Origin of the sequence: Pontiella desulfatans (assembly GCF_900890425.1) — a bacterium.
Lineage (GTDB): Bacteria > Verrucomicrobiota > Kiritimatiellia > Kiritimatiellales > Pontiellaceae > Pontiella > Pontiella desulfatans.
This window is the reverse complement of record NZ_CAAHFG010000001.1, coordinates 3,312,720-3,332,173: the sequence shown is the minus strand read 5'-3', so window position 1 is coordinate 3,332,173 and position 19,454 is coordinate 3,312,720. Positions and strand designations below refer to the sequence as shown.

At 56.3% G+C, this 19,454-nt stretch carries 16 protein-coding genes; 10 read left to right on the top strand and 6 right to left on the bottom strand.

Annotation, left to right across the window (positions count from 1 at the left end; all coding sequences use genetic code 11):
- Nucleotides 1-470 precede the first annotated feature (470 nt).
- Both E9954_RS11785 and E9954_RS11780 read left to right on the top strand, forming a co-directional pair.
- Entirely contained in the window at nt 471-2,213 is a 1,743-nt protein-coding gene (locus tag E9954_RS11785) for a hypothetical protein (RefSeq protein ID WP_136079366.1), read from the top strand.
- A 75-nt stretch (nt 2,214-2,288) separates the two neighbouring features.
- Nucleotides 2,289-5,759 (top strand): leucine-rich repeat protein, encoded by a 3,471-nt coding sequence (locus E9954_RS11780; protein ID WP_136079365.1) that lies wholly within the window; start codon nt 2,289-2,291, stop codon nt 5,757-5,759.
- Nucleotides 5,760-5,783: 24 nt separating this feature from the next.
- Here E9954_RS11780 and E9954_RS11775 read toward each other — a convergent pair whose 3' ends face one another.
- Nucleotides 5,784-7,199 (bottom strand): sulfatase family protein, encoded by a 1,416-nt coding sequence (locus E9954_RS11775; protein WP_136079364.1) that lies wholly within the window; start codon nt 7,197-7,199, stop codon nt 5,784-5,786.
- Between the two features lie 181 nt (nt 7,200-7,380).
- Between E9954_RS11775 and E9954_RS11770 the strand changes: the two genes are divergently transcribed.
- The 7 genes from E9954_RS11770 to tatA all read left to right on the top strand — a co-directional run bounded on the left by E9954_RS11770 (nt 7,381) and on the right by tatA (nt 14,289).
- Nucleotides 7,381-8,109: a DUF975 family protein gene (locus tag E9954_RS11770; RefSeq protein ID WP_136079363.1), complete on the top strand. Its 729-nt coding sequence runs from the start codon at nt 7,381-7,383 to the stop codon at nt 8,107-8,109.
- A 10-nt stretch (nt 8,110-8,119) separates the two neighbouring features.
- Nucleotides 8,120-9,301: a tRNA guanosine(34) transglycosylase Tgt gene (gene tgt / locus E9954_RS11765; RefSeq protein ID WP_246046705.1), complete on the top strand. Its 1,182-nt coding sequence runs from the start codon at nt 8,120-8,122 to the stop codon at nt 9,299-9,301.
- Nucleotides 9,302-9,655, top strand: coding sequence for a preprotein translocase subunit YajC (gene yajC, locus E9954_RS11760; RefSeq protein ID WP_136079362.1), 354 nt, complete (start codon nt 9,302-9,304; stop codon nt 9,653-9,655).
- 14 nt (nt 9,656-9,669) lie between these two features.
- Complete coding sequence (secD, locus tag E9954_RS11755) at nt 9,670-12,156, top strand: protein translocase subunit SecD (RefSeq protein ID WP_136079361.1); 2,487 nt, start codon at nt 9,670-9,672, stop codon at nt 12,154-12,156.
- A 63-nt stretch (nt 12,157-12,219) separates the two neighbouring features.
- Nucleotides 12,220-13,467: a cation diffusion facilitator family transporter gene (locus tag E9954_RS11750; RefSeq protein WP_136079360.1), complete on the top strand. Its 1,248-nt coding sequence runs from the start codon at nt 12,220-12,222 to the stop codon at nt 13,465-13,467.
- A 45-nt stretch (nt 13,468-13,512) separates the two neighbouring features.
- Nucleotides 13,513-13,986 (top strand): hypothetical protein, encoded by a 474-nt coding sequence (locus E9954_RS11745; RefSeq protein ID WP_136079359.1) that lies wholly within the window; start codon nt 13,513-13,515, stop codon nt 13,984-13,986.
- Between the two features lie 9 nt (nt 13,987-13,995).
- Entirely contained in the window at nt 13,996-14,289 is a 294-nt protein-coding gene (gene tatA, locus E9954_RS33485) for a twin-arginine translocase TatA/TatE family subunit (protein ID WP_136079358.1), read from the top strand.
- 3 nt (nt 14,290-14,292) lie between these two features.
- On the opposite strand, the gene E9954_RS11735 is transcribed toward tatA, so the two are convergent.
- Nucleotides 14,293-15,474, bottom strand: a complete 1,182-nt coding sequence (locus E9954_RS11735) for an ROK family transcriptional regulator (protein ID WP_168442184.1) — start codon at nt 15,472-15,474, stop codon at nt 14,293-14,295.
- Nucleotides 15,475-15,589: 115 nt separating this feature from the next.
- On the opposite strand from E9954_RS11735, the gene E9954_RS32440 reads away from it, so the two are divergent.
- Complete coding sequence (locus E9954_RS32440) at nt 15,590-16,036, top strand: hypothetical protein (protein WP_168442183.1); 447 nt, start codon at nt 15,590-15,592, stop codon at nt 16,034-16,036.
- Between the two features lie 177 nt (nt 16,037-16,213).
- Here E9954_RS32440 and E9954_RS11725 read toward each other — a convergent pair whose 3' ends face one another.
- The 4 genes from E9954_RS11725 to E9954_RS11710 all read right to left on the bottom strand — a co-directional run bounded on the left by E9954_RS11725 (nt 16,214) and on the right by E9954_RS11710 (nt 19,328).
- The gene (locus tag E9954_RS11725) at nt 16,214-16,615 is read right to left on the bottom strand and encodes a phnA protein (protein ID WP_136079355.1); all 402 of its coding nucleotides are present in this window, start codon (nt 16,613-16,615) and stop codon (nt 16,214-16,216) included.
- A gap of 69 nt (nt 16,616-16,684) precedes the next feature.
- Entirely contained in the window at nt 16,685-16,912 is a 228-nt protein-coding gene (locus tag E9954_RS11720) for a DUF2164 family protein (RefSeq protein WP_136079354.1), read from the bottom strand.
- Nucleotides 16,913-16,986: 74 nt separating this feature from the next.
- Nucleotides 16,987-18,090, bottom strand: coding sequence for an Ldh family oxidoreductase (locus E9954_RS11715; RefSeq protein ID WP_136079353.1), 1,104 nt, complete (start codon nt 18,088-18,090; stop codon nt 16,987-16,989).
- Between the two features lie 29 nt (nt 18,091-18,119).
- Nucleotides 18,120-19,328: a glycosyltransferase gene (locus tag E9954_RS11710; protein WP_136079352.1), complete on the bottom strand. Its 1,209-nt coding sequence runs from the start codon at nt 19,326-19,328 to the stop codon at nt 18,120-18,122.
- Nucleotides 19,329-19,454: the final 126 nt, after the last annotated feature.

Below are 19,454 nucleotides of genomic sequence, written 5' to 3'. Positions count from 1 at the left end.
TCCTTGCCCCCATTCCAAACACGGGAGCTGGAAAAAGTGAGTGATAAGGAAATCAACGGAATCCGATTGGCTGTTTTATTGGCCTGCATGACTACGCTGACCGCGTGTCTGCTTTTTCTGGAAATCCTGTAGACCGGATATTTCGCCGGAAAAACGCCGTAATCCGGGCTTCACGGACAAATAGTTGAGGTTCATAAACCCCCAGAGGCAATACGTTAAACGAGTTATGCACATCAAAATATGACAAAAATAATCATTGTGTAAGACAAAGGGCAGGCGTAGCGTCCTTCCGTTCACGGGAGAGGTCATGAAGGTCGGTTTTAAAAATGTGGGCACGGTGCGGTCGAATAAGGCTGGCCCCATTCCGCATTGGCCGACTTCTGACAACCCCATCTCCCCATGCACCACAGCCCGTTTCCTTCAACAGGAAGCGGGCTTTTCATTTCAACAACCATAACCGGAGACGTCCGATGAAAAAGACAACATGCGTTACACTTGCTGGCCTATTGATGGCATGCGGCTCAACCCTGGCCAACTTTTCCGGCGGGGATGATTTCAATGACAACATAATGAATTCCGGCAATTGGACGAATTTCGTGAATGAGGTTGGAACCTCATTCACTGAAACCAACGGACGGCTTGAGTTCCAGGCCACAGGAGTTGGGATTGACCGTTCCAATGCATGGAAATGGAAAGCCAATGCTGGAAGCTATACGAATGACTGGACTGTTTCAATCACCACGGTCAACCAATTGAATGAAAATCTTATACCGAGCGGCAGCAATGAAACATGGCTGGGTATTGGCGTGTACTTTAATTCGTTCAGCAACTCCTTCGGTATCGACCGCAATAAGGGCAACAATGGTTTCGGGTATCATGACATCGTTACTGAGGGAGGGACGAATGGGGTCTCCCAGTTCAAGGAATACCAGGCGGCATCAAGCGATGAGATCAGCTTTACCATTTCTTTCGATGCAAGTGCCAAGACGATAAGCAGCTCATATGACCAAGGCGCTGGGTCCGTTGTAAACAAGACCATGAATATCACCCCTTGGGGCATGGGCAATAGTGATGTTTTTGAAGTCTTCATTTATGGCGGTAGCCGCGGGGTGGTTGTCAACTCCGGCGATGTTTATGCAGACAACTTCACCGCAACGTCAGACGAAGGCATGCCAATAAACGAGGAAGCACGTATTCACTGTTCCTCCATCGTCGGAAGCTGGGTTATCGGGGATCCGACGACTGAGGATACCGTGGCGCTAACCTTCCTTACAAACGGTACCTATTTTCTTACTCATGATAGCACGGATGGCTTTTCCGGTGGACTGGGCATGGAACGGGGAACCTATACCTGGGATTCAGAGACCGGTGCGTTCAGCCGTACGGTAACCGTGGACACGAATGGTGAAGGGGGACTTTCGCATGCCACGATCCTAAGCGCCACTGTTCAAGGAGATGCCGTTTATTTTGACCTTGATGATGAAGGAATCGGAATCTTTCACCGTGTCTACCAGCCTTCCACGCCTCCCTCCATTGTTGGCGGGTGGGTTCATTTGGATCCAGTCAATAACCACGATAATGTGGTCTTCAGCTTTCTGCCCAACGGCATCTATTTCTTTGCTCAGGATGGCGATTCCACATTCGATCCCTCCGGTCAGGACGGCATGGAGCGCGGCGTTTATTCGTGGGACGGAAGCCTGCTGTCCGTTACCGCATTGACGGATACCTGCGGCGAATGGGGAATGGACGGCGAAAGTGGAGTGTCCTGTGTGGTCAATGGCAACACGATGACGTGGTTCGGCTCGTTTGTTCTTGACCGTATAGTGGATCCCGACTGCTCCGACCTCGATGGCGATGGTCTGCCGGACAGTTTTGAGTTGTTGTATTACGGAAATCCCACGAATGCGTTGCCAACTTCCAATGGCGATGGTGATGAGCTGACCGATCGCGAAGAATTCATTGCCGGCACCTTGCCAAACGACGGTTCTTCACAATTCGTGGTTTCAAATGCCCCGCCATCCCCGTCCGGCATGGTCGTCAACTGGAACGCCCTCGAAGGCCGCTCTTATTCCGTCAAATGGACGGATTCATTGACCAACGGTTTCCAAACCCTGGAAGCCGCAATCCCGTATCCGCAAAACAGCTACACCGACACGGTGCATACGGTGGAGGACGGCGGGTTTTATCAGGTTGATGTGAAATTAGGGAATTAGCTGGTGGGGCGGACATTCCTGTCTGCCCTCGGTTGAGCAGGCAGGAAAGCCCACTCCACAAAAGGAGAGCCGAAGATGAAAATGATGTATTTTATAAAGCCACTAAAGATCTCTGTTGCCACTTTGGGTTTAATCATCGGGGGAGCCGATGGTGCGATAATGATTAATTTCGGGTCGAATGATGCTGGGTCAGGGTGGAACAACATATCTCCAGGGGATCTTAATGGTGGATCCGTGTGGCCAGTGGATGATGAAGCCGGTACACCGACATCGATAGGCATACAGGGTTTCGCAAATCTTTTCGCCGATCAGACAGTCTACGATGGCCTGACTTTGGGACAACCAAGTAGTGCACTATGGAACTCCGGGGTTTCGAAAGAATGGATAACACCGGCAGCGGCGCAGGATTACCTGGCAAACCCATCTGATGGAAGTATATACATGGCTCTCTCTGGATTGGATACGGAATCTTCCTACAGAATCGAACTTCTTGGTTCTATTGAAACGGTTGAAATTTTTCAACGTTACGGCATCGTAAGAGATTCAGGGTTGGAAATTGGTATTGATCGCCCCGCTCTTACGTATGAGGGTTTGGATGGCACGGCAAACCTTGGAACACGATCGGTCGGTTGGGAAAGTCAGGATTGGGTTATCTGGGAAAATGTCTCGCCGGGTGTATCAGGATCTACGGCTTCCATCTTTGGTATATCACCCACCAATGCTCTACTCCTAGGCTGTGGTGATGTTTCTGGAGCCGGGGCTGTGACTGCGATGCGTATCACCATTCTTTCAGAACCATCTCCTATTCATTATGTGAATATCAATAATACTACGCCCGAGTCACCGTACGGAAGTTGGGCAACCGCCGCCACAAATATTCAGGATGCCGTTGATGTGGCGGTTGATGGCGATACCGTGCTAGTAACCAACGGCAACTATTTGCTGGCATCCGAAATCCTCGTTACTAACGACATCGTGGTTCAGAGTGTTAACGGGTATGCATCGACTGTCGTGGATGGAGGCGGTGCGGTGCGGTGTTTTAATCTTACCAACAGTTCCTGTGTGGTGGGCGGGTTCACGATCACGAATGGCTATTCATCGGGAGATGAGGTGCTGCCTGACGAGGCGCGGGGTGCGGGTGTCTTTTGTAGTCGAGGTAATGCTTCTGCTACTGTTTCGAGCTGTGTTGTCATTGGAAATACTGCAACCCACCTTGGTGGAGGGATGTATTATGGAACAGCCATCAATTGCCTGTTTGTAGGGAACTCCGCTGGCTTTTCGGGTGGGGGTAAATTTGGCGGCATTCTTGAAAGTTGCACTGTAGTCGGAAACACGGCAATATTCAACGGAGGTGGTGTGGACGGCAGTTTTCTTTACCCCGGCGAGGTTAGGAACTCGATAGTTTTCGGAAATACGGCTACGGCTGATCCAGACTATATGCAATTTTTTGCTTCGTGTTCTCCGTTTCTTACCCACGGCATGGATGGGAACATCACAAATGAACCTTCGTTTGTAGATTTTGAAGACGGAGATTTCCGTTTGTCCGCTGCTTCACCTTGTATTAATTCAGGGAATAATTCCTATGTCTCATCTGCCAACGATTTGGCTGGGAATCCACGTATTTCATACGGGACGATTGACATGGGAGCCTATGAATTTATGGGCGCTGCTGCGTTGCTTGGAATATTCGGAGATTATGAATACTATTTAACCTTTGAAGGGATGACTATACCCGATGCACGGGCGCTGGCCGCAAGCCAAGGTGGACATCTAGCCACAATATCCTCTCAGGCAGTCAACGATTATCTGGATAGTCGCCTGCGGGATATGGTGAGCGATACGAGCTGGGCGGTTTGGGTTGGGCTTTCTGATGAAATCTCCGAAGGTTCTTTCCTCTGGGATTCCGGACAGCCGCTAGCCTTCCTGAATTGGCTGCCCAATGAGCCGAATAATGTGGGTAACGAGGATTTCGTTATCTTTGAGCTTGGGGCTGCCGTTCGACCGACTATTCCTGGCTGGAAGGATCAACCAATGATCAATGGCGACTTTCTCCGCCGCAGGGCTGTTTATGAGGTTCCATTGCCGAGAGTAGATTTTACCTATGTCGTCAATGCATCAGATACGAATACCGTAACAATCACCGGCTACACCGGAACGGTTGGTGCAGTCGCGATGCCATCGTTGATTGAGGGTAAAACAGTCACCGCAATTCAGGATGATGCATTTAACTTCAATACGGTTCTCACAGAGGTGACCATCCCGGACAGTGTTGTGTCCATTGGGGAACGTGCATTCTACGACTGTACAAACCTGGAAATGATTACGATCGGCGATGGGGTTGTGACCATTGACGATTATGCCTTCTTCAGGTGCACCGGACTTACAAACATTGTTATTCCGGAAAGTGTGTCATCAATCGGTTTTTTTGCTTTCGCATCCTGCTCCGGGATTTCTTCGGTGACGGTGGATGCGAATAACAGTGTTTTTGTCAGCAGTGATGGGGTTTTGTTCAGTAAAGACCTTACAGAGCTGGTACTCTATCCGGCTGGCAAGAGCGGTAACTACGCCATTTCCAATGGCGTCACATCTGTAGGCACCGGCGCATTTGCAATCCTCCCGGGGCTCACGAATATTGTCATTCCGGACAGTGTTATGTCGTTGGGAAGCTATGCATTTTATGCATGCACAGGAATGGAGAGTGTAACTGTACCCGATAGCGTGAATACAATTTCGGACTCGGCATTCCGAGAATGTTCCGGACTTACTAATGTTACGTTGGGGGCAGGTTTGGTGTCGATCGGTGGAGATGCATTCAGGAATTGTGAAAATATTACGGGCATTGAATTCCCGGAAGGCATAACGTTCATCGGCGCAGGTGCATTCAGGAATTGCACAGGGTTAATAAGCATAGCATGGCCGGAAGGTATTTCCTCTATCGGTAATGAAGTATTCGCAAACTGCCCCAGCCTCATGCACGTTGAAATTCCTGGCAGTGTCGTTTCCATTGGGAACTCTGCATTCACTTTCTGCTCCGGGCTGATTGAGCTGGTGATTCCGGACAGCGTCATGACCATTGGGAATAATGCATTCCAATTCTGTTCCGCTATAACAAATATCGTTGTGGGAAGCGGAGTAGAGTCGATCGGTAACTATACTTTTTATGGGTGCACAAGCCTTTCGAAAATGCACTTCAGGGGAGATGCACCTGCCATCGGGATGGACGCGCTTTTCGATACAGGCCTCTCAACGGTGCACTATCTTGGCGGAACGGAGGGGTGGGGTGCGACCTATGGTGGTCGCCCAGTCGTTCCGTGGTTGTCTCCGGTTCAGGTTTTCCTGGGTAGTATGGGCATTGAGTCAAACGAGTTTGGATTCAACATTGTCGGAACTCTGGGTGAGTTGGCCGTGGTCGAAGTCTGCACAAACTTAGTGTCTGGAAATTGGGAACCGGTCTCCAGCAATGCAATTCCATCCGGGATGTTACGCCACAATGATCCAGAATCAACGAACCAAGTAGAGCGTTACTATCGTCTCGTGATTCCATAACGAGAGGAATGCCGTGGAGTTGACTTACTTAGCGAGCTTTTCGTGCTCCGCTTTGGCGCGGGCGCGGAGTTTGGCGGCTATTTCGGGGTGTTGCTTGTATAGGTTGTTGGTTTCGCCGATGTCGTTGCGCAGGTTGTAGAGTTCGGGTTCGAATTTACCTTTCCTGTAGTCCTTGGGTTCAACCTTTTGGGAATAGCTGATGGCCGGGACGTCCATGATCAGTTTCCAGTCGCCCATGCGGATGCAGGTGAGCTTGCCGTTCATGAGGTAGTAGAGGAAAAAGTCGCGCGGGGCTTTTGCACCGGGCTTGCCTTTCAGCAGGTCGGAGGCGTCGGCCCCGTCGATCAGGTGGTCGACCGGAATTCCGGCGAGGGCACCGATGGTGGGGAGCAAGTCGAGGGTGCCCATCATTTCTGTGCACGTGGTTCCGGCGGGAATGGTGCCGGGCATTTTCATGATGCACGGAACGCGTAGCCCGCCCTCGAAGGTGGATCCTTTACCATTGCGCAGGGGCAGGGCGTGGCCGCCATGGTCGCCGAAGGAGAGCCACGGGCCATTATCGGACGTGAAGATGACGAGGGTGTTGTCTTCGAGTCCGTTCTTTTTGAGGGCGGTGTTGATCTGCCCGACGGCCCAGTCGATCTCCTCGATGGTATCGCCGTAGAGCCCGGCCTTGCTTTTGCCTTTGAAGGCTTCGGAGGCGAAGAGCGGAATGTGGGGCATGGCCGGGGTCACGTAGATGAAGAAGGGGTTGTCTTTGTTCTGTTCGATGAACCTGACGGCTTCTTCGGCATAGCGTTTGGTGAGGGTGGTCTGGTCGGCCGGGAATTCGACCACCCGGTTGTCGCGCATGAGCGGAACCTTGTTCCGGCCTTCTTTTTCCAGTTTTTTAACGGCCATGGTTTTCATCCGCTCCATCGTGATGCCCTCGCGCAGCAGAATGTCGTCGGCCGGTTTGAGTTCCGGGGCGAGCCACATGTCGTTGGAGTAGGGGACGCCATAGTAGGTGTCGAAGCCCTGGGCGGTCGGCAACACGCGCTCCGTGTGGCCAAGGTGCCATTTGCCGATGCAGGCGGTGGCATAGTTTTTCTTTTTCAGCTGTTCGGCGATGGTGATCTCTTCGGGCGCAAGCCCTTTGTCGCCGGAGTGGGGAAAGAGGACGCCCTTGGCCATGCCCAACCGCTGGGGATATTTCCCGGTGAGCAAAGCGGCGCGCGACGGGGTGCAGACGGGTGCGGCGACATGGAAGTCGGTAAAGCGCATGCCTTCCTGCGCCATTTGGTCGAGGTGTGGGGTGGCGATGTCGGGCGAGCCGAAGCAACCGATGTCTTGGTAGCCCTGGTCATCGGTGAAGACGATAATCACGTTGGGCGGTCGTTGAGCCGATAGTGCGGATAAGGCTGCGAATACGATAGCGAGCAGAGTGAAGAGCTGTTTCATGTTTCCCCTATAGGTAAGATGTTAACCACTAATCGTCACTAATTTGCACTAATGGACAAACAGCAGGAGAGGATTAGTGAAAATCAGTGACGATTAGTGGTGCTTCCCTCCATCTTCCGGCTTGGTTTGCCGGATGGATTTCGGCACTATTCCCGCCTTAATTCTTTCTTAGGGGAAAGCCATGGCTGGTTTGGACGATTTATTGAGCGAGGGCGCCAGCGCGCCTTCGGCTCCGGGACTCGGGGGCGACATCGGGGGATTGGGCGGGTCTGACAACAAGGACTTGATGGCCGATGCGCGGATGGCGCTCTCTGGCAATTGGGGCATGGCGGTGCTGGGGCACCTGCTCTATATCGCGCTCATGATGAGCTTTTCCATTTTCGTGGGATCGGCCGTGCTGTTCGTGACGTTCACCAGTGCGGCCAGCGGAACCGACGCAACCTCGGCAACGACGGCCATGAATTCTGCGGCCAACCTGATCGAATTGCTCGTTTCCGGAGCCTTTATTGTCGGCTTCATGGGCTTTTTCCTTGGCATCGCCCAGGAATCGGAAGCCCGGCTTGATTTGCTGTTCGTGGGTTTCCAGCGCTTTTGGAAGTCGTTCGTGGTCTATTTTTTCTTTAGCCTCATGGTTATGCTCCTGCTGTTGCTGCTCATCGTTCCCGGCATCATGGCCGCGCTGGCTTTTTCCATGGCGTTTTTTGTGATCGCCGACGACGAAGATTGCGGGCCGTTCGAGGCGCTTGGCCGCAGCAAGGAAATGATGAAGGGCAACAAATGGAAATTTTTCTGCCTGCACTGGCGCTTTTTCGGGTGGGCGTTGCTCTGCACCATCCTGCCGATCGGCTGGCTCTGGCTCGTCCCCTACATGCAGACCTCGTTTGCAAAATTCTACGAGGATGTAAAGTGAGGCGTGATTCGTGATTCGTGATACGGGCAATGGGAAACTACAAATTCCCGGAAAATTTGAACTACTCGGCACCGATCCCTCCTGCAAGGCGCGGCGGGGGCGCTACCACACGGCGCACGGCTCTTTCGAAACGCCGGTCTTCATGCCGGTCGGGACGCAGGCCACGGTGAAGGCAATGTCGCCGAAGGAGATGCACGAACTGGATTGTGAAATCCTGCTGGGCAACACCTATCATCTCAACGACCGCCCCGGCCCCGACCTGGTCGAGCGCATGGGCGGCCTGCACCGGTTCATGGGGTGGGACCGGGCCATTTTGACCGATAGCGGCGGCTACCAGGTCTTCAGCCTCGGCTCCATGAACAAGATTACCGAGGACGGCGTCTCGTTCAAGTCGCATTCCGATGGCCGCACCCATTTCATCGGGCCACGCGAATCGATGGAGATCCAGCGCAAGCTCGGCTCCGATATTGCCATGGTTTTCGACGAATGCCCGCCGTACCCGTGCGACAAGGATTACGCTTGCAAAGCCGTACGCAGAACCCTAGATTGGGCGGCTATTTGCAGGGAAGCGCCCCGGGCGGAAGGCCAATTGTTTTTTGGCATTGCGCAGGGCAGCGTGTTTCCGGAGTTGCGCGAAGAGTGCGCCAAGGCCCTCGTCGGGATGGATTTCGACGGCTATGCCATTGGCGGCGTGAGCGTTGGGGAGCCCGATGAACTGATTCTGCGCGGCGTGGACGACACCGTCGACCACCTGCCGCAGGAGAAGCCTCGCTACCTGATGGGTGTTGGAGAGATGGCCCAGATGGTGGAGTCGGTGGCGCGCGGTGTCGATATGTTCGACTGCGTCATGCCCACGCGCCAGGCGCGCAACGGTGCGGTTTCGACGCGGCGCGGACGCTACCCTGTGAAGGCGGCCCTCTATAAGGAGGACCCCCGGCCACTGGAGGAAGGATGCACCTGCTACGCGTGCCAGAACTTTACGCGTGCCTACGTGCGGCATCTTCTCAATGTCGGGGAAATCCTGGGGTTGCGGTTGATAACGATGCACAACCTGCATTGCTATCTGGAATTTATGAGAGATATGAGAACGGCGATAGAGAAGGGGAGATTCGACGAATTCCGCAAGGAGTTCCACTCCGGCTATCGCGTCGTGCTTGAGGAACATGCGTTAAACGTAAAGGAGAACAACTAGATGTACCTACTACCCTTAACTATCGCCGAAGCGGCGCCAGCAGCAGCGCCCGCCGGGGGCGGATCCCCGTTCCAGATGATTGGAATGATGGCCATTCTGTTCGCCATCATGTATTTCATGATGATCCGCCCGCAGAAGCGCCGCGAAAAAGAACGCAAGGAAATGATCGCCGCCGTCAAAAGCGGCGAGCGCGTCCTGCTCACCAGCGGCATCATCGGCCAGGTTACCAACGTGAAGGAAAGCACGCTGGTCATCCGGATTGCCGAAAACACCAAGATTGAAGTGGTTCGCGCCGCGATCTCCCAGATTCTGGAAAAGGGCGAAATGCCCACCGAAATTGAACCGGCGAAGTAGGAAAGGTTTACACAATGGATAAAAACAAACTCTGGAAGTGGTTGCTGCTCGGCGTTCTGGTCATCTGGTCGCTCACGCTCGCCGTACCTCCGTTCGATAAATACGACGACGAAGGCAACCTCGTCTCGCGCGGCAAGATCAAGCTGGGGCTCGACCTCAAGGGTGGATCGAGCTTCGTGGTTGAAGTCGATGCCGCCGATGTCGCCAAGAAAATGGTCGAAGCCGGCGATGCCGCCTCGGTCGAGCAGCTCGGCGAATCCAAGCTCAATGCGCAGATCAAGCGAGTTCGCGACATTGCCGTCGAAGTCATCCGCAACCGCATCGACGTGCTCGGCACCGCCGAACCGGAAATCTATCCGGAAGGGGATGCGCGCATCGTGATCCGCCTGCCGGGGGCCGACACCGCAACGCGCCACGAAGCCAAGATGCAGATCTCGCGCGACGCCGTGCTCAGCTTCAAACTCGTTCACGCCGAAAGCGAAACCTGGGTGAATGAAACGATCGGAAGCGGACAGCTTCCGCAGGGCTTCAAGGTTGCTGGCCAGGATGCTTCCGGCCCCTTCCTGATCCGCGACCGCTCCGCGCTTTCCGACGACAAGCTCGACCGCGCCTTCTTCGAGCGCCTCAAGCGCCTCGGCAGCAAGTCGGCCGACTACATGCTGATGGAAGACCGCCTGCAGGACGACTCCACCGTCTACCGCCCGCGCTACATCGAGCGCCGCCGCCAGCTCGGTGGCGACACCGTCGTGAACGCCAACGTGGAACCGAACCCGATGACCGGCCTGCCGGAAATCACGCTCGAGTTCGACAAGGAAGGCCAGAAATCCTTCGGCCGCATCACCGAGGCCAACGTCGGGCGCCAGCTCGGCATCATCCTCGACGACAAGCTCTATTCCGCGCCGAACCTGCGCGAAGCCATTTATGGCGGACGCGCCTCGATCTCCGGCAGCTTCACCATCACGGAAGCCCGCAAGCTGGCCAACGTCCTGAAAGCCGGCGCGTTGCCGGGCCGCGTCAAGATCGTCGAGGAGCGCACCGTTGCCCCGACGCTCGGCCAGGATTCGATCGATAGCGGCATGATGGCCATCATCTACGGCGGCATCGCCGTTCTGGTCTTCATGATGGTGTACTACATGGTTCCCGGCATCATCGCCAACCTCTCGCTGGTCTTCGTGCTGATCCTTTTGCCGGTCGGCATGGTGGTTTCCGCCGGCTTCCTCGGCGTGGTCTCCGGTTCGCTGGAAGGTTCCGCCGTCAGCCTCCCGACCCTCACCCTATACGGTATTGCCGGTATTGTGCTGACCGTCGGCATGGCGGTTGACGCCAACGTACTGACGTTCGAACGCATGCGTGAGGAATGGAAGGTCGGCAAGTCGATCTCCGGCGCCATCAACGCGGGTTACAACAAGGCGTTCAGCACCATTCTCGACGCCAACGTCACCACGTTGCTCACCGCCATCATCCTCTTCTGGCAGGGCTCCGGCCCCATCCGCGGTTTCGCGGTCACCCTGAGTGCCGGCATCTTGGTCAGTATGTTCATCGTGCTCGTCATGACCCGCCTCTTCTTCAACACGCTGGCCGACGCCAACATGCTGAAATCCGTCAAGATGATGTCCATCCCGTTCCTGCAGAACGCCAACTTCAACTTCCTCGGCGCCCGCAAGATTGCCGCGATTGTCTCGTTGGCGGTCATTGTTGGTTCCTGGGGCTTCTTCTTCTCCAAGGGCGATGCCAACTTCGGTGTGGACTTCACCGGGGGCACGGTTACCACCTTCCAGTTCGAGCAGGAACAGCCGCTCGAAGCCGTTCGCGGTGCGTTGGAAGCCGCCGGCTTTGCCTCGGCGGCGCTGACCCCGATGGCCGATGGCGACGAATTCTTCCTCGACATGAAGCTTAAGGAGATGGAAGGCGCCGAGATCACGGCGCAGGAAGCCGTCCTTGCCTTGGATGGCAATCCCTCCATCGTCAAGACCGACAGCGTGGGTTCGCAGATTGGCGCCGAGCTGAAGAAGAAGGGCGTCAATGCCATCATCTTCGCCCTCATCGGCATCATCATCTATATCTCGATCCGCTTCGAGTTTGCCTTCGCCATGGGTGCGATCACCGCGTTGGCGCATGACGTCCTGATTACCGTCGGCATCTACTGCGCACTCGGCTACGAGTTGAGCATGCCGATCATCGCGGCGTTGCTGACCATCGTCGGTTACTCGGTCAACGACACCATCGTCGTGTTCGACCGCATCCGCGAAGACCTCAAGCTGGAGAAGGGCAAGTCCTACAAGGAAATCGCCAACCTCTCCATCAACCAGACCCTCAGCCGTACCGTGCTGACCTCGCTCACCACCCTGCTGACCGTGGTCATGCTGCTGGTCGTCGGCGGCGGTTCCGTGAAGGACTTCGCACTCGCGCTGTTCATCGGCATCCTGGTCGGTACCTACTCCTCGATCTTCGTCGCCACCCCAGTTGTCCTGCTGTGGCACAAGGAGGAAAAGGTTAAGTAGACTTCCTGCACTTGATTGGTCTATGTTGAAAGGCGTCCTCCAAGCGGGGGGCGCTTTTTTTTCATGAAAAATAAAACACACAAATTGCCGTTCCCGCTCATGAACCTGCTGCTGCAGGCCGTGGTGGTCCAGGAGCTGCCGGCCGATGGCCACGAAAACCGCACCCGGCTCGGGATGCTGGCCGGATGGGCGAGTACGGTCATGAGCGCCTTGATGGCGGCGGCTAAGTTTTTCCTCGGCGCCGCGTCGGGATCGGTCTCGATGATCGCCGATGCCACCAACAACCTGACCGACATGGGCAGCTCGCTGGTGATCGCCCTCGGGTTCCAGTGGTCGCGCAAACCGCGCGACGAAGACCATCCGTTCGGTCACGGACGCATCGAGGCGGTCGCGACGTTGGTGCTGGCGATCGCATTGATCCTGGTTGGGACGGAGGTGGCTCGCTCGGGGATAATGCGCCTGGTGCGTCCCCAGCCGATCGAAGCGCCCGTCTGGCTGCTGGTGGCGGTGGGGGTGACGGTGGCGGTGAAGGCCTGGATGGCGGTCTTTGCACGGCAGCTGGCCCGGTTGTCGAAATCGCAGGTGCTCGAGGCCGATGCGTGGAACCATACCTTCGATATTGTCAGCACATTCATGGTGGTGGTGGCCCTGGTGTGCTCGAAGTTCGGCTGGGGCGCGGTCGATGGCTGGATGGCCATCGGGGTGGCGGGATTCATTCTCTACACCGGCGTGGCCTATGCCCGCGAGGCCATCGATATCCTGCTCGGGCAGAAGCCCGACCCCGACGAGGTTCGCCAGATCTTCAAGACGGTGCTCGCGGTGGAAGGGGTGATGAGCGTGCATGAGATCATGGTCCACCACTACGGGGACGTGAAGATGGTTTCGTTCCATATCGAAGTGGATGCCAACATGAGCCTGGTCGATGCCCATTTGGTTTCTGAACGGGCGGAGGACGAGGTCGAAAAGCATTTCAACTGGCGGGCCCTGGCGCACCTCGATCCCGTTGACCGTTCCCATCCGCTGTTCGAGGAACTCAACGATGCCCTGCACTGGTTCATCAGGAACGATCCCTGCCTGGTGGACGTCCACGATTTGCGGGCCGAGGGGGAGGCCCCGCCATACCGTATTTCGTTCGACCTCGTGACCGATATGGAAACACGGCGCAGCGACTATGATGCCATCTACCAAAAATGCCTTTCCACCATGGAACGGGTTTTCGGCGAGCGGATCAACCATGTGGAGATTGGAATCGAGGCCGCGGTTGAAAGTGCGCCCATGGCTCGAAGGAAATATGACCTGCCCCAAGTCTAAGCCTTGTATCATGAGCCCTTCTTTGGTTGGATACCGCACCTGTTTATGACTCAACTTAAATCCAGCTTCTCAATCATCTGCGCCATGCTCGCCGCCGGAATGCTCAACGGGTGCGTCGCGCCGGACGATCCCGGGCCACCGGTTGTCGATGCCGCCGAATCCATGACGTTCCTGGAGGCCGGCCTTCGTCCCGAGGTGCTGCTTTTTCCGGACTACATGTTGATGGAGGATTTCGAGCTGAGCCAGCACGGGCGCATTCCCGAAACCCGGTTGATCGGGGCCGGGATGAGAACCAAACTCGGATTGAGGTTGGTCCGGAACCGCTTCAGCGATGAGCTTTTGGCCCAGGGGTGGACGGTCGATAAAGTGGAGATCGGCAAGCAGTCCTTCCGCCTCATGGCCAAAAACAAGGGCGCGGAAGTCGAAATCCGTGCGGTGCAGGGAACCGGACCAACCCAGGTGTTCCTGCTCTACCTGCCGGAGCCCAAGCCGGTGTTTAACCCAACGATTGATCATTAGGAGCCCACCATGAATGCCATTGCCTATTTCGGACTGCCCGGAGGATCGGAAGTCATCCTGATTCTCTTCATCATCCTGTTGCTGTTCGGTGCCAAGAAACTGCCCGAGCTTTCCCGTTCGCTCGGCAAAAGCCTCGGGGAATTCAAGAAGGGCAAGGAAGACCTCGAACGCGAACTCCGCGATGTCCAGAAAGATCTCCACAAGGCCGCCACCGAACCGGAACCCGAAGTCAAGAAAGACGCGACCGCCGAAGAAGTCGTGGCGGATGCGGCGCCGGCAAAGGATCAAGAGCCGAAGGTCTAATGCCTATAGGGAGCGAACCAGCTTGACCGGATCGTTCATGATCGAGTCGAGCACCAGGCAGGCGGCACCGAACACGCTGTCGTCGTCGCGGCCGGAAACCTTGATCCGCACGTTTTGCCGCGGATGCTTCAGTGCGCGCTGGTCGACGGTCGCCCGGGTTTTATCCAGCATGTAGCGAAGGATGGGGCGCATGGCGCCGCCGAGAACCACGGTATCGAGGTTGAACAGGTTCACCAGGTTGGCAATGCCGAGTCCGAGCATTTCCGCCATGCCGTCGGCAACGGCAAGCAAATCCTTGTCCTGGCCCCGCAACGACTCCGCAACTTTCCCGACATCGATCTCTTTCAAGCCGGTTTTCCGCGCAAGGGCCGGCAGCCCGACCTCGGTAACCCAGCACCCGTGGTCGCCGCAGCTGCAGGGTTCGCCATCCGTCCGGATCTTCATGTGCCCGGCCTGCCCGGCGAATCCGCTGCTGCCGTGGAACAGGTGTCCGTCGAGCAACAGCCCGGCGGCCATGCCGACCCCGATGCTGAGGTAGGCCAGGTTGCGGGCGTTGGAGCGGTCGGCATAGGCATGGTAGCCCAGCGCCGAGGTGTTGGCTTCGTTGTCAAGATAGACCGGCACCTCGAATTTGGATTCCCACAGTTTCTGGAAGGGGACATCCTTCCAACCAAGGGTCGGCGCATAGGTGAGCGAACCGTTCTCCGCATCGACGAGTCCGGCCAGGCCCAGTCCGATCCCCAGTGGCTTGAGCCCCTCGCCCTTGCCCCATTCGAGTGCGTTTTGAACCAACTGCTCCGCCGTGGATATCGTCTCCTGCTGCGATTGGGTGGCGCTGGTCTTGGCCGACTCTTCCCAGAGCATCTTGCCCTTGAAATCCACGACAATCACGATGATGCGGTTGATGTCGATCTCCGCGCCGATGGCAAAGCCGCCGTTGTGCGCCAGCTCCAGCAACAGGCCGGGTCGGCCTGCTCCGGCACGGCGGAATTCGGTTTCGATCACAAGCCCGGCCTGCAACAGGTCGGTCACGATGTTCGAGGCGGTGTTGCGCGTCATGCCCAGTTCCTTCGCAAGGTCGGCGCGGGCCAGGGTGCCGCGTTCGCGCAAGAGCTTGAGGATGGCCGACATGTTGAATCGCCTAACCGTGAGTTGATCCGCCTTCTTGTCGTTTACCCGTTGCATTCCTTCTCCTGTTCGCCGGAAATTGAAAACAGCTTTTACCCCAGAATCCAAAAGAAAAGAAGCGATTTCCAAGGTTTGGCAATAGTAGGATGCGTTTAAAGGGAAAGGATAACCGATGCAAGCACCCCAATGGAATACCGAAGACAAGGGCGGATCGCTCCGCAAGTGGATCGTAGAACTCAATGTCGAGGCCAGACGACAGTTCCTTGAGGCCGGAACCCACGTCGAAATCTTTTTTATCTTCAACGATGAAGGGTTGGTGGAGGTCGTACCCATTGTCGGGATGGACAAGGACGAGATGATCCGCGAACTCAAAAAGATGCTCGCCGAGCGCAGCGGCTATGCCTTCATCCACATTGCCGAGGCCACCGCGCGGCATATGGACTCCGCGGCCAAGACCGATGCGCTCCTGCTCCACGCCGAAAGCCGCGACGGTCTATGCGAGGCCTGGATCAGCACCGTCGTCCTGCGCGGCGATGAAAAGCTGCTCCTCGATGAAGTCCGGGTGGAAGGCTCGCGGATCGATGGCCGTTTTGCTGGTATTTTTCGGGATATCGATTGAGCGGGATGATCTCGGGATACCGCGGTTGTGAAGATGCCCAGGTTGCGCAATTCATCATACTTGCATAAGTGTGATAATTGATTTTACCCCCGATATTGTTGGGTGGGATGCCATATCCTACTTATGCAAGTATGATGGTTTGCCGCATGCAAACGCAGGCTTTTATCCGAGGGTTGGCTAGTCTGCGGCGTTGGCCCAGTCCTCGACTTCGGGGTCGAGGTAGGCGTGTTCGAGTAGCTCGCTGGCCCAGTGCTCTTTCTTGGCGGCCAAACGCTTCAGCATGCGGAACGACATGGCCTGGGCGGCGGGGACTTCGGAATAAAGCGAATTGTTCAGGCAGCGCCAGGCGGAGGGGATCATCTTCTTTGGATTCTCGATCTGTTTCCTGCAGCCCTCGCAAATGAAGAGGCATCCATCGACGGAGGGTTCCTCTGCAATCGGGGGCACTTCAAAGATCTCCAGCTTAACACCGTGCTTATCGCAGAGCTCGCAGTGCGAACGGGAGCGACGCACCAGGTCTTTCGCAAAGCGCGAGAGCTGATTCTGCCGATGAAATTTCCCTTGGAACCCCGTAGACATGCTGCATCCCCATAAGTAGTTGAACCACAAGTTAGAGGAATAATTGGCAATGTCTGGAAAAAAAGGGAACTATTTCTTTTCGAAGATGGCTTCGAGATCCTCGATCTGGGTAAACATGAATTGCTTCATGTCCAGGATCGCGGTGTTGTAAATGGCGGGGGCGAGTTTTTCGAGGAAGGCATCGAGAAGCCGGTCGGCCTTGAAGTCGCTGATTTCTTCGTCGAACTCGTCGAAATAGATCGCGACGAGTTTATTGCGAAGCCCGTCCTTCTGTGCGTCTGATAGTTTAAGTTCCATGGATGTCTTGGTTGCGGATTTTGAAACGGGACTATTCTGGAGTGGAAATGGTCCTGTGAAAACTAAGTTGGGAGCTATTCAAAGTCGAATTGATAGTCGAGGCCGAGTTCGTTGCGCATGGTGACGATGTCGTTCTGCAGCGCTTCGTTAACCGGCACACCGGTGTTGGCGCGCTCGATGCCGGCGAGATATTCCTTTTCGCCGCAGGTGTAGATGCGTTCGGCCCCCGGTGCCTTTTCGGATTCGCGCAGGGCACGCATGATGTCGCCGGCGGTTTTGCGGAAGTCGGCCGGGGCGCAGAAGCATTGGATGTCGATGGCCATGAAATAGTGGCCGAGTTCATAGGGTTTGCGGTTGCCGGAGCTATCCTTGTCGATGAGCTGCTTGAGGAACGCACCCTGCTGCAACGCGGCGGAGAGGACTTCGGTGACGGTGGCGAATCCGTAGCCCTTGTAGCCGCCGGTCTCTTCGCCAATGCCGCCGATGGGGGCGAGGGCGGCCTCGCCCTTCACCAGATCGTCGAGAATCTGCTTGGAGTCGGTCTTGGATTTTCCGTCGCGCCCGACAATGAGTCCTTCGGGGCAGTCGCGGCCTTCGCGGGCATACTGTTCGATCTTGCCGCGTTGGATGATGGAGGTGGCGTAGTCGTTCACGAAGTCGAAGGGCTCGTCGGTCGGGAAACCGAAGACGAGCGGGTTGGTGCCGAGCATGTTTTCGACGCCGAAGGTCGGGGCGATGGACGGGCGTGCATTGGTTCCGGAGATGCCGATCATGTCCTGGGCGGTGGCCATCAGCGGGTAGTAGCCGGCAATGCCGTAGTGGGTGGAGTTGCGCGCAACCACCATCCCGAGGCCATGCTTCTTCGCCTTCTCGATCGCCATTTCCATGCAGCGCTTCGCAATCACCATGCCCATGCCGTGGTGGCCATCGACGACGGCGGTGGCGAGATGGTCGCGCACAACCTCGAACTCGGTGGTGGCCTGCTGGATCTTCTGGTGGACGATGCGGTCGTAGTAGATCGGTTTCAGACGGCCGATGCCGTGGGAATCGATGCCGCGTTTGTCGGATTCGATCAAGACATCGGCGCAGGTTCGGGCTTCTTCCTCCGGGACGCCGATGCCGATGAAGACATCGGTCATGAAGTTGTGCATGTGGTCGAATGGAATGTGGTGTGTCATGGCGGCTTCCCCCGTGGTTCGTTGTGAACCTAGATGGATACCACTTCGGCCAGAACTTGTTCAAGCTCGCGGATGGTGGAACGTACGTCGTATTGCCGCTCCACCATGCCCTTGGCGGCTCTGCCCATGGATGCGGCCAGATGCCCGTCGTTCAAAAGCCAGCCGATGGAATCGGCGAAGAGTTGCGGAGTGTCGGCCACGAAGCAGTTGACGCCGTTCTGCGCGGGGATGCCGGCCACGCCCAGGGCCGTGCTGACCACCGGAAGCCCGGTGGCCATGGCTTCGAGCACCTTGATGCGCAGGCCCGATCCCAGGCGCATTGGATTGATGAAAATGGTGGCTTGCTCGCGGTAGGGGCGCAGGTCGTCGACCGCCCCCGCAACGGAAATCCGGTCGTCCTTGTCGGCCAGCCGTTCCATTTCATTGCTGGCGCCTTCCCCGATGAAGAAGCATTTCAGCGATGGATGCTTCCTGCGGGCGATCGGCCACACCTCGTGGGCGAACCACATCGCGCCGTCGTGGTTCGATTTGTCCGCGAAATAGCCACACATCATGATGATCGGATCGGCGGGTTTTGCAACCGGTTCGCGGTCGAGGTAGTCGAAGTCGATACCCGGCGGGATGACGGAGATGGGCAACTGCGGTGCATGCTGGAGCAGGGTGAATCGATCCTCCGCCGTGAGGGTCAATATGTGGTCCATTGCGCTATAGAGTTCGAACTCGTATTTTTCCAGCAAGCGCACCTGGGTGGCGCTCTTGATGCGAAGCGAGAGGGGGACGCCGGCGGTTTCCATATATTTTGAAAAGGCGGTCGTCAGGCAACGGTGGCACGAGACCACCTTGTGCACGGCGGATAGGTACGGGTTGCGGTAGAGGTACATGCCCATTTCGCTGAACTCCGCCACCACCACGTCGTACTGGGTGCGTTCAACCAGGTCGCCCACCAGCCGCATCATGGTCTTGGTGTGGTTTTTCCAGTAGATGGCCGGCAGGGAGCCGCTGACGTAGTCGCGCAGTATGCGTACCGGCAGGTTGCGCCGCTTGGTCGGGAGGGTTTCCACTTCGTGCAGCTGCCCGCGCAGTCCGGCAACATGCCGTTCCTCGGTCGGGTCGACAAACGAGGCCAGGCCAACGCAGTGGCCCCGGTCAATCAGTTGCCGCATGCGCTGATAGATCAGGCGGTGGCCGCCCGCAACGTTGCCGTGCGGCAGCCGGTTGGCTAGAATCAGTATTTTCATGCACAGCAAACCCTAGCCGAACCGCCGGCTCAGTTACACTTAAAAAACAGTTGCGGACGCTTTCTGATCCTTGGATACTGCCGTTCTTGTTAAACGAGCCTTTGCGGAACGAATGTTCCGGTCGTT

What these genes read in the sequence shown, in the direction of transcription:
- E9954_RS11785 (WP_136079366.1), top strand. Translation starts at nt 471, where the DNA reads ATGAAAAAGACAACATGCGTTACACTTGCTGGCCTATTGATGGCATGC.
- E9954_RS11780 (WP_136079365.1), top strand. Translation starts at nt 2,289, where the DNA reads ATGAAAATGATGTATTTTATAAAGCCACTAAAGATCTCTGTTGCCACT.
- E9954_RS11775 (WP_136079364.1), bottom strand. Translation starts at nt 7,199, where the DNA reads ATGAAACAGCTCTTCACTCTGCTCGCTATCGTATTCGCAGCCTTATCC.
- E9954_RS11770 (WP_136079363.1), top strand. Translation starts at nt 7,381, where the DNA reads ATGGCTGGTTTGGACGATTTATTGAGCGAGGGCGCCAGCGCGCCTTCG.
- yajC (WP_136079362.1), top strand. Translation starts at nt 9,302, where the DNA reads ATGTACCTACTACCCTTAACTATCGCCGAAGCGGCGCCAGCAGCAGCG.
- secD (WP_136079361.1), top strand. Translation starts at nt 9,670, where the DNA reads ATGGATAAAAACAAACTCTGGAAGTGGTTGCTGCTCGGCGTTCTGGTC.
- E9954_RS11750 (WP_136079360.1), top strand. Translation starts at nt 12,220, where the DNA reads ATGAAAAATAAAACACACAAATTGCCGTTCCCGCTCATGAACCTGCTG.
- E9954_RS11745 (WP_136079359.1), top strand. Translation starts at nt 13,513, where the DNA reads ATGACTCAACTTAAATCCAGCTTCTCAATCATCTGCGCCATGCTCGCC.
- tatA (WP_136079358.1), top strand. Translation starts at nt 13,996, where the DNA reads ATGAATGCCATTGCCTATTTCGGACTGCCCGGAGGATCGGAAGTCATC.
- E9954_RS11735 (WP_168442184.1), bottom strand. Translation starts at nt 15,474, where the DNA reads ATGCAACGGGTAAACGACAAGAAGGCGGATCAACTCACGGTTAGGCGA.
- E9954_RS32440 (WP_168442183.1), top strand. Translation starts at nt 15,590, where the DNA reads ATGCAAGCACCCCAATGGAATACCGAAGACAAGGGCGGATCGCTCCGC.
- E9954_RS11725 (WP_136079355.1), bottom strand. Translation starts at nt 16,615, where the DNA reads ATGTCTACGGGGTTCCAAGGGAAATTTCATCGGCAGAATCAGCTCTCG.
- E9954_RS11720 (WP_136079354.1), bottom strand. Translation starts at nt 16,912, where the DNA reads ATGGAACTTAAACTATCAGACGCACAGAAGGACGGGCTTCGCAATAAA.
- E9954_RS11715 (WP_136079353.1), bottom strand. Translation starts at nt 18,090, where the DNA reads ATGACACACCACATTCCATTCGACCACATGCACAACTTCATGACCGAT.
- E9954_RS11710 (WP_136079352.1), bottom strand. Translation starts at nt 19,328, where the DNA reads ATGAAAATACTGATTCTAGCCAACCGGCTGCCGCACGGCAACGTTGCG.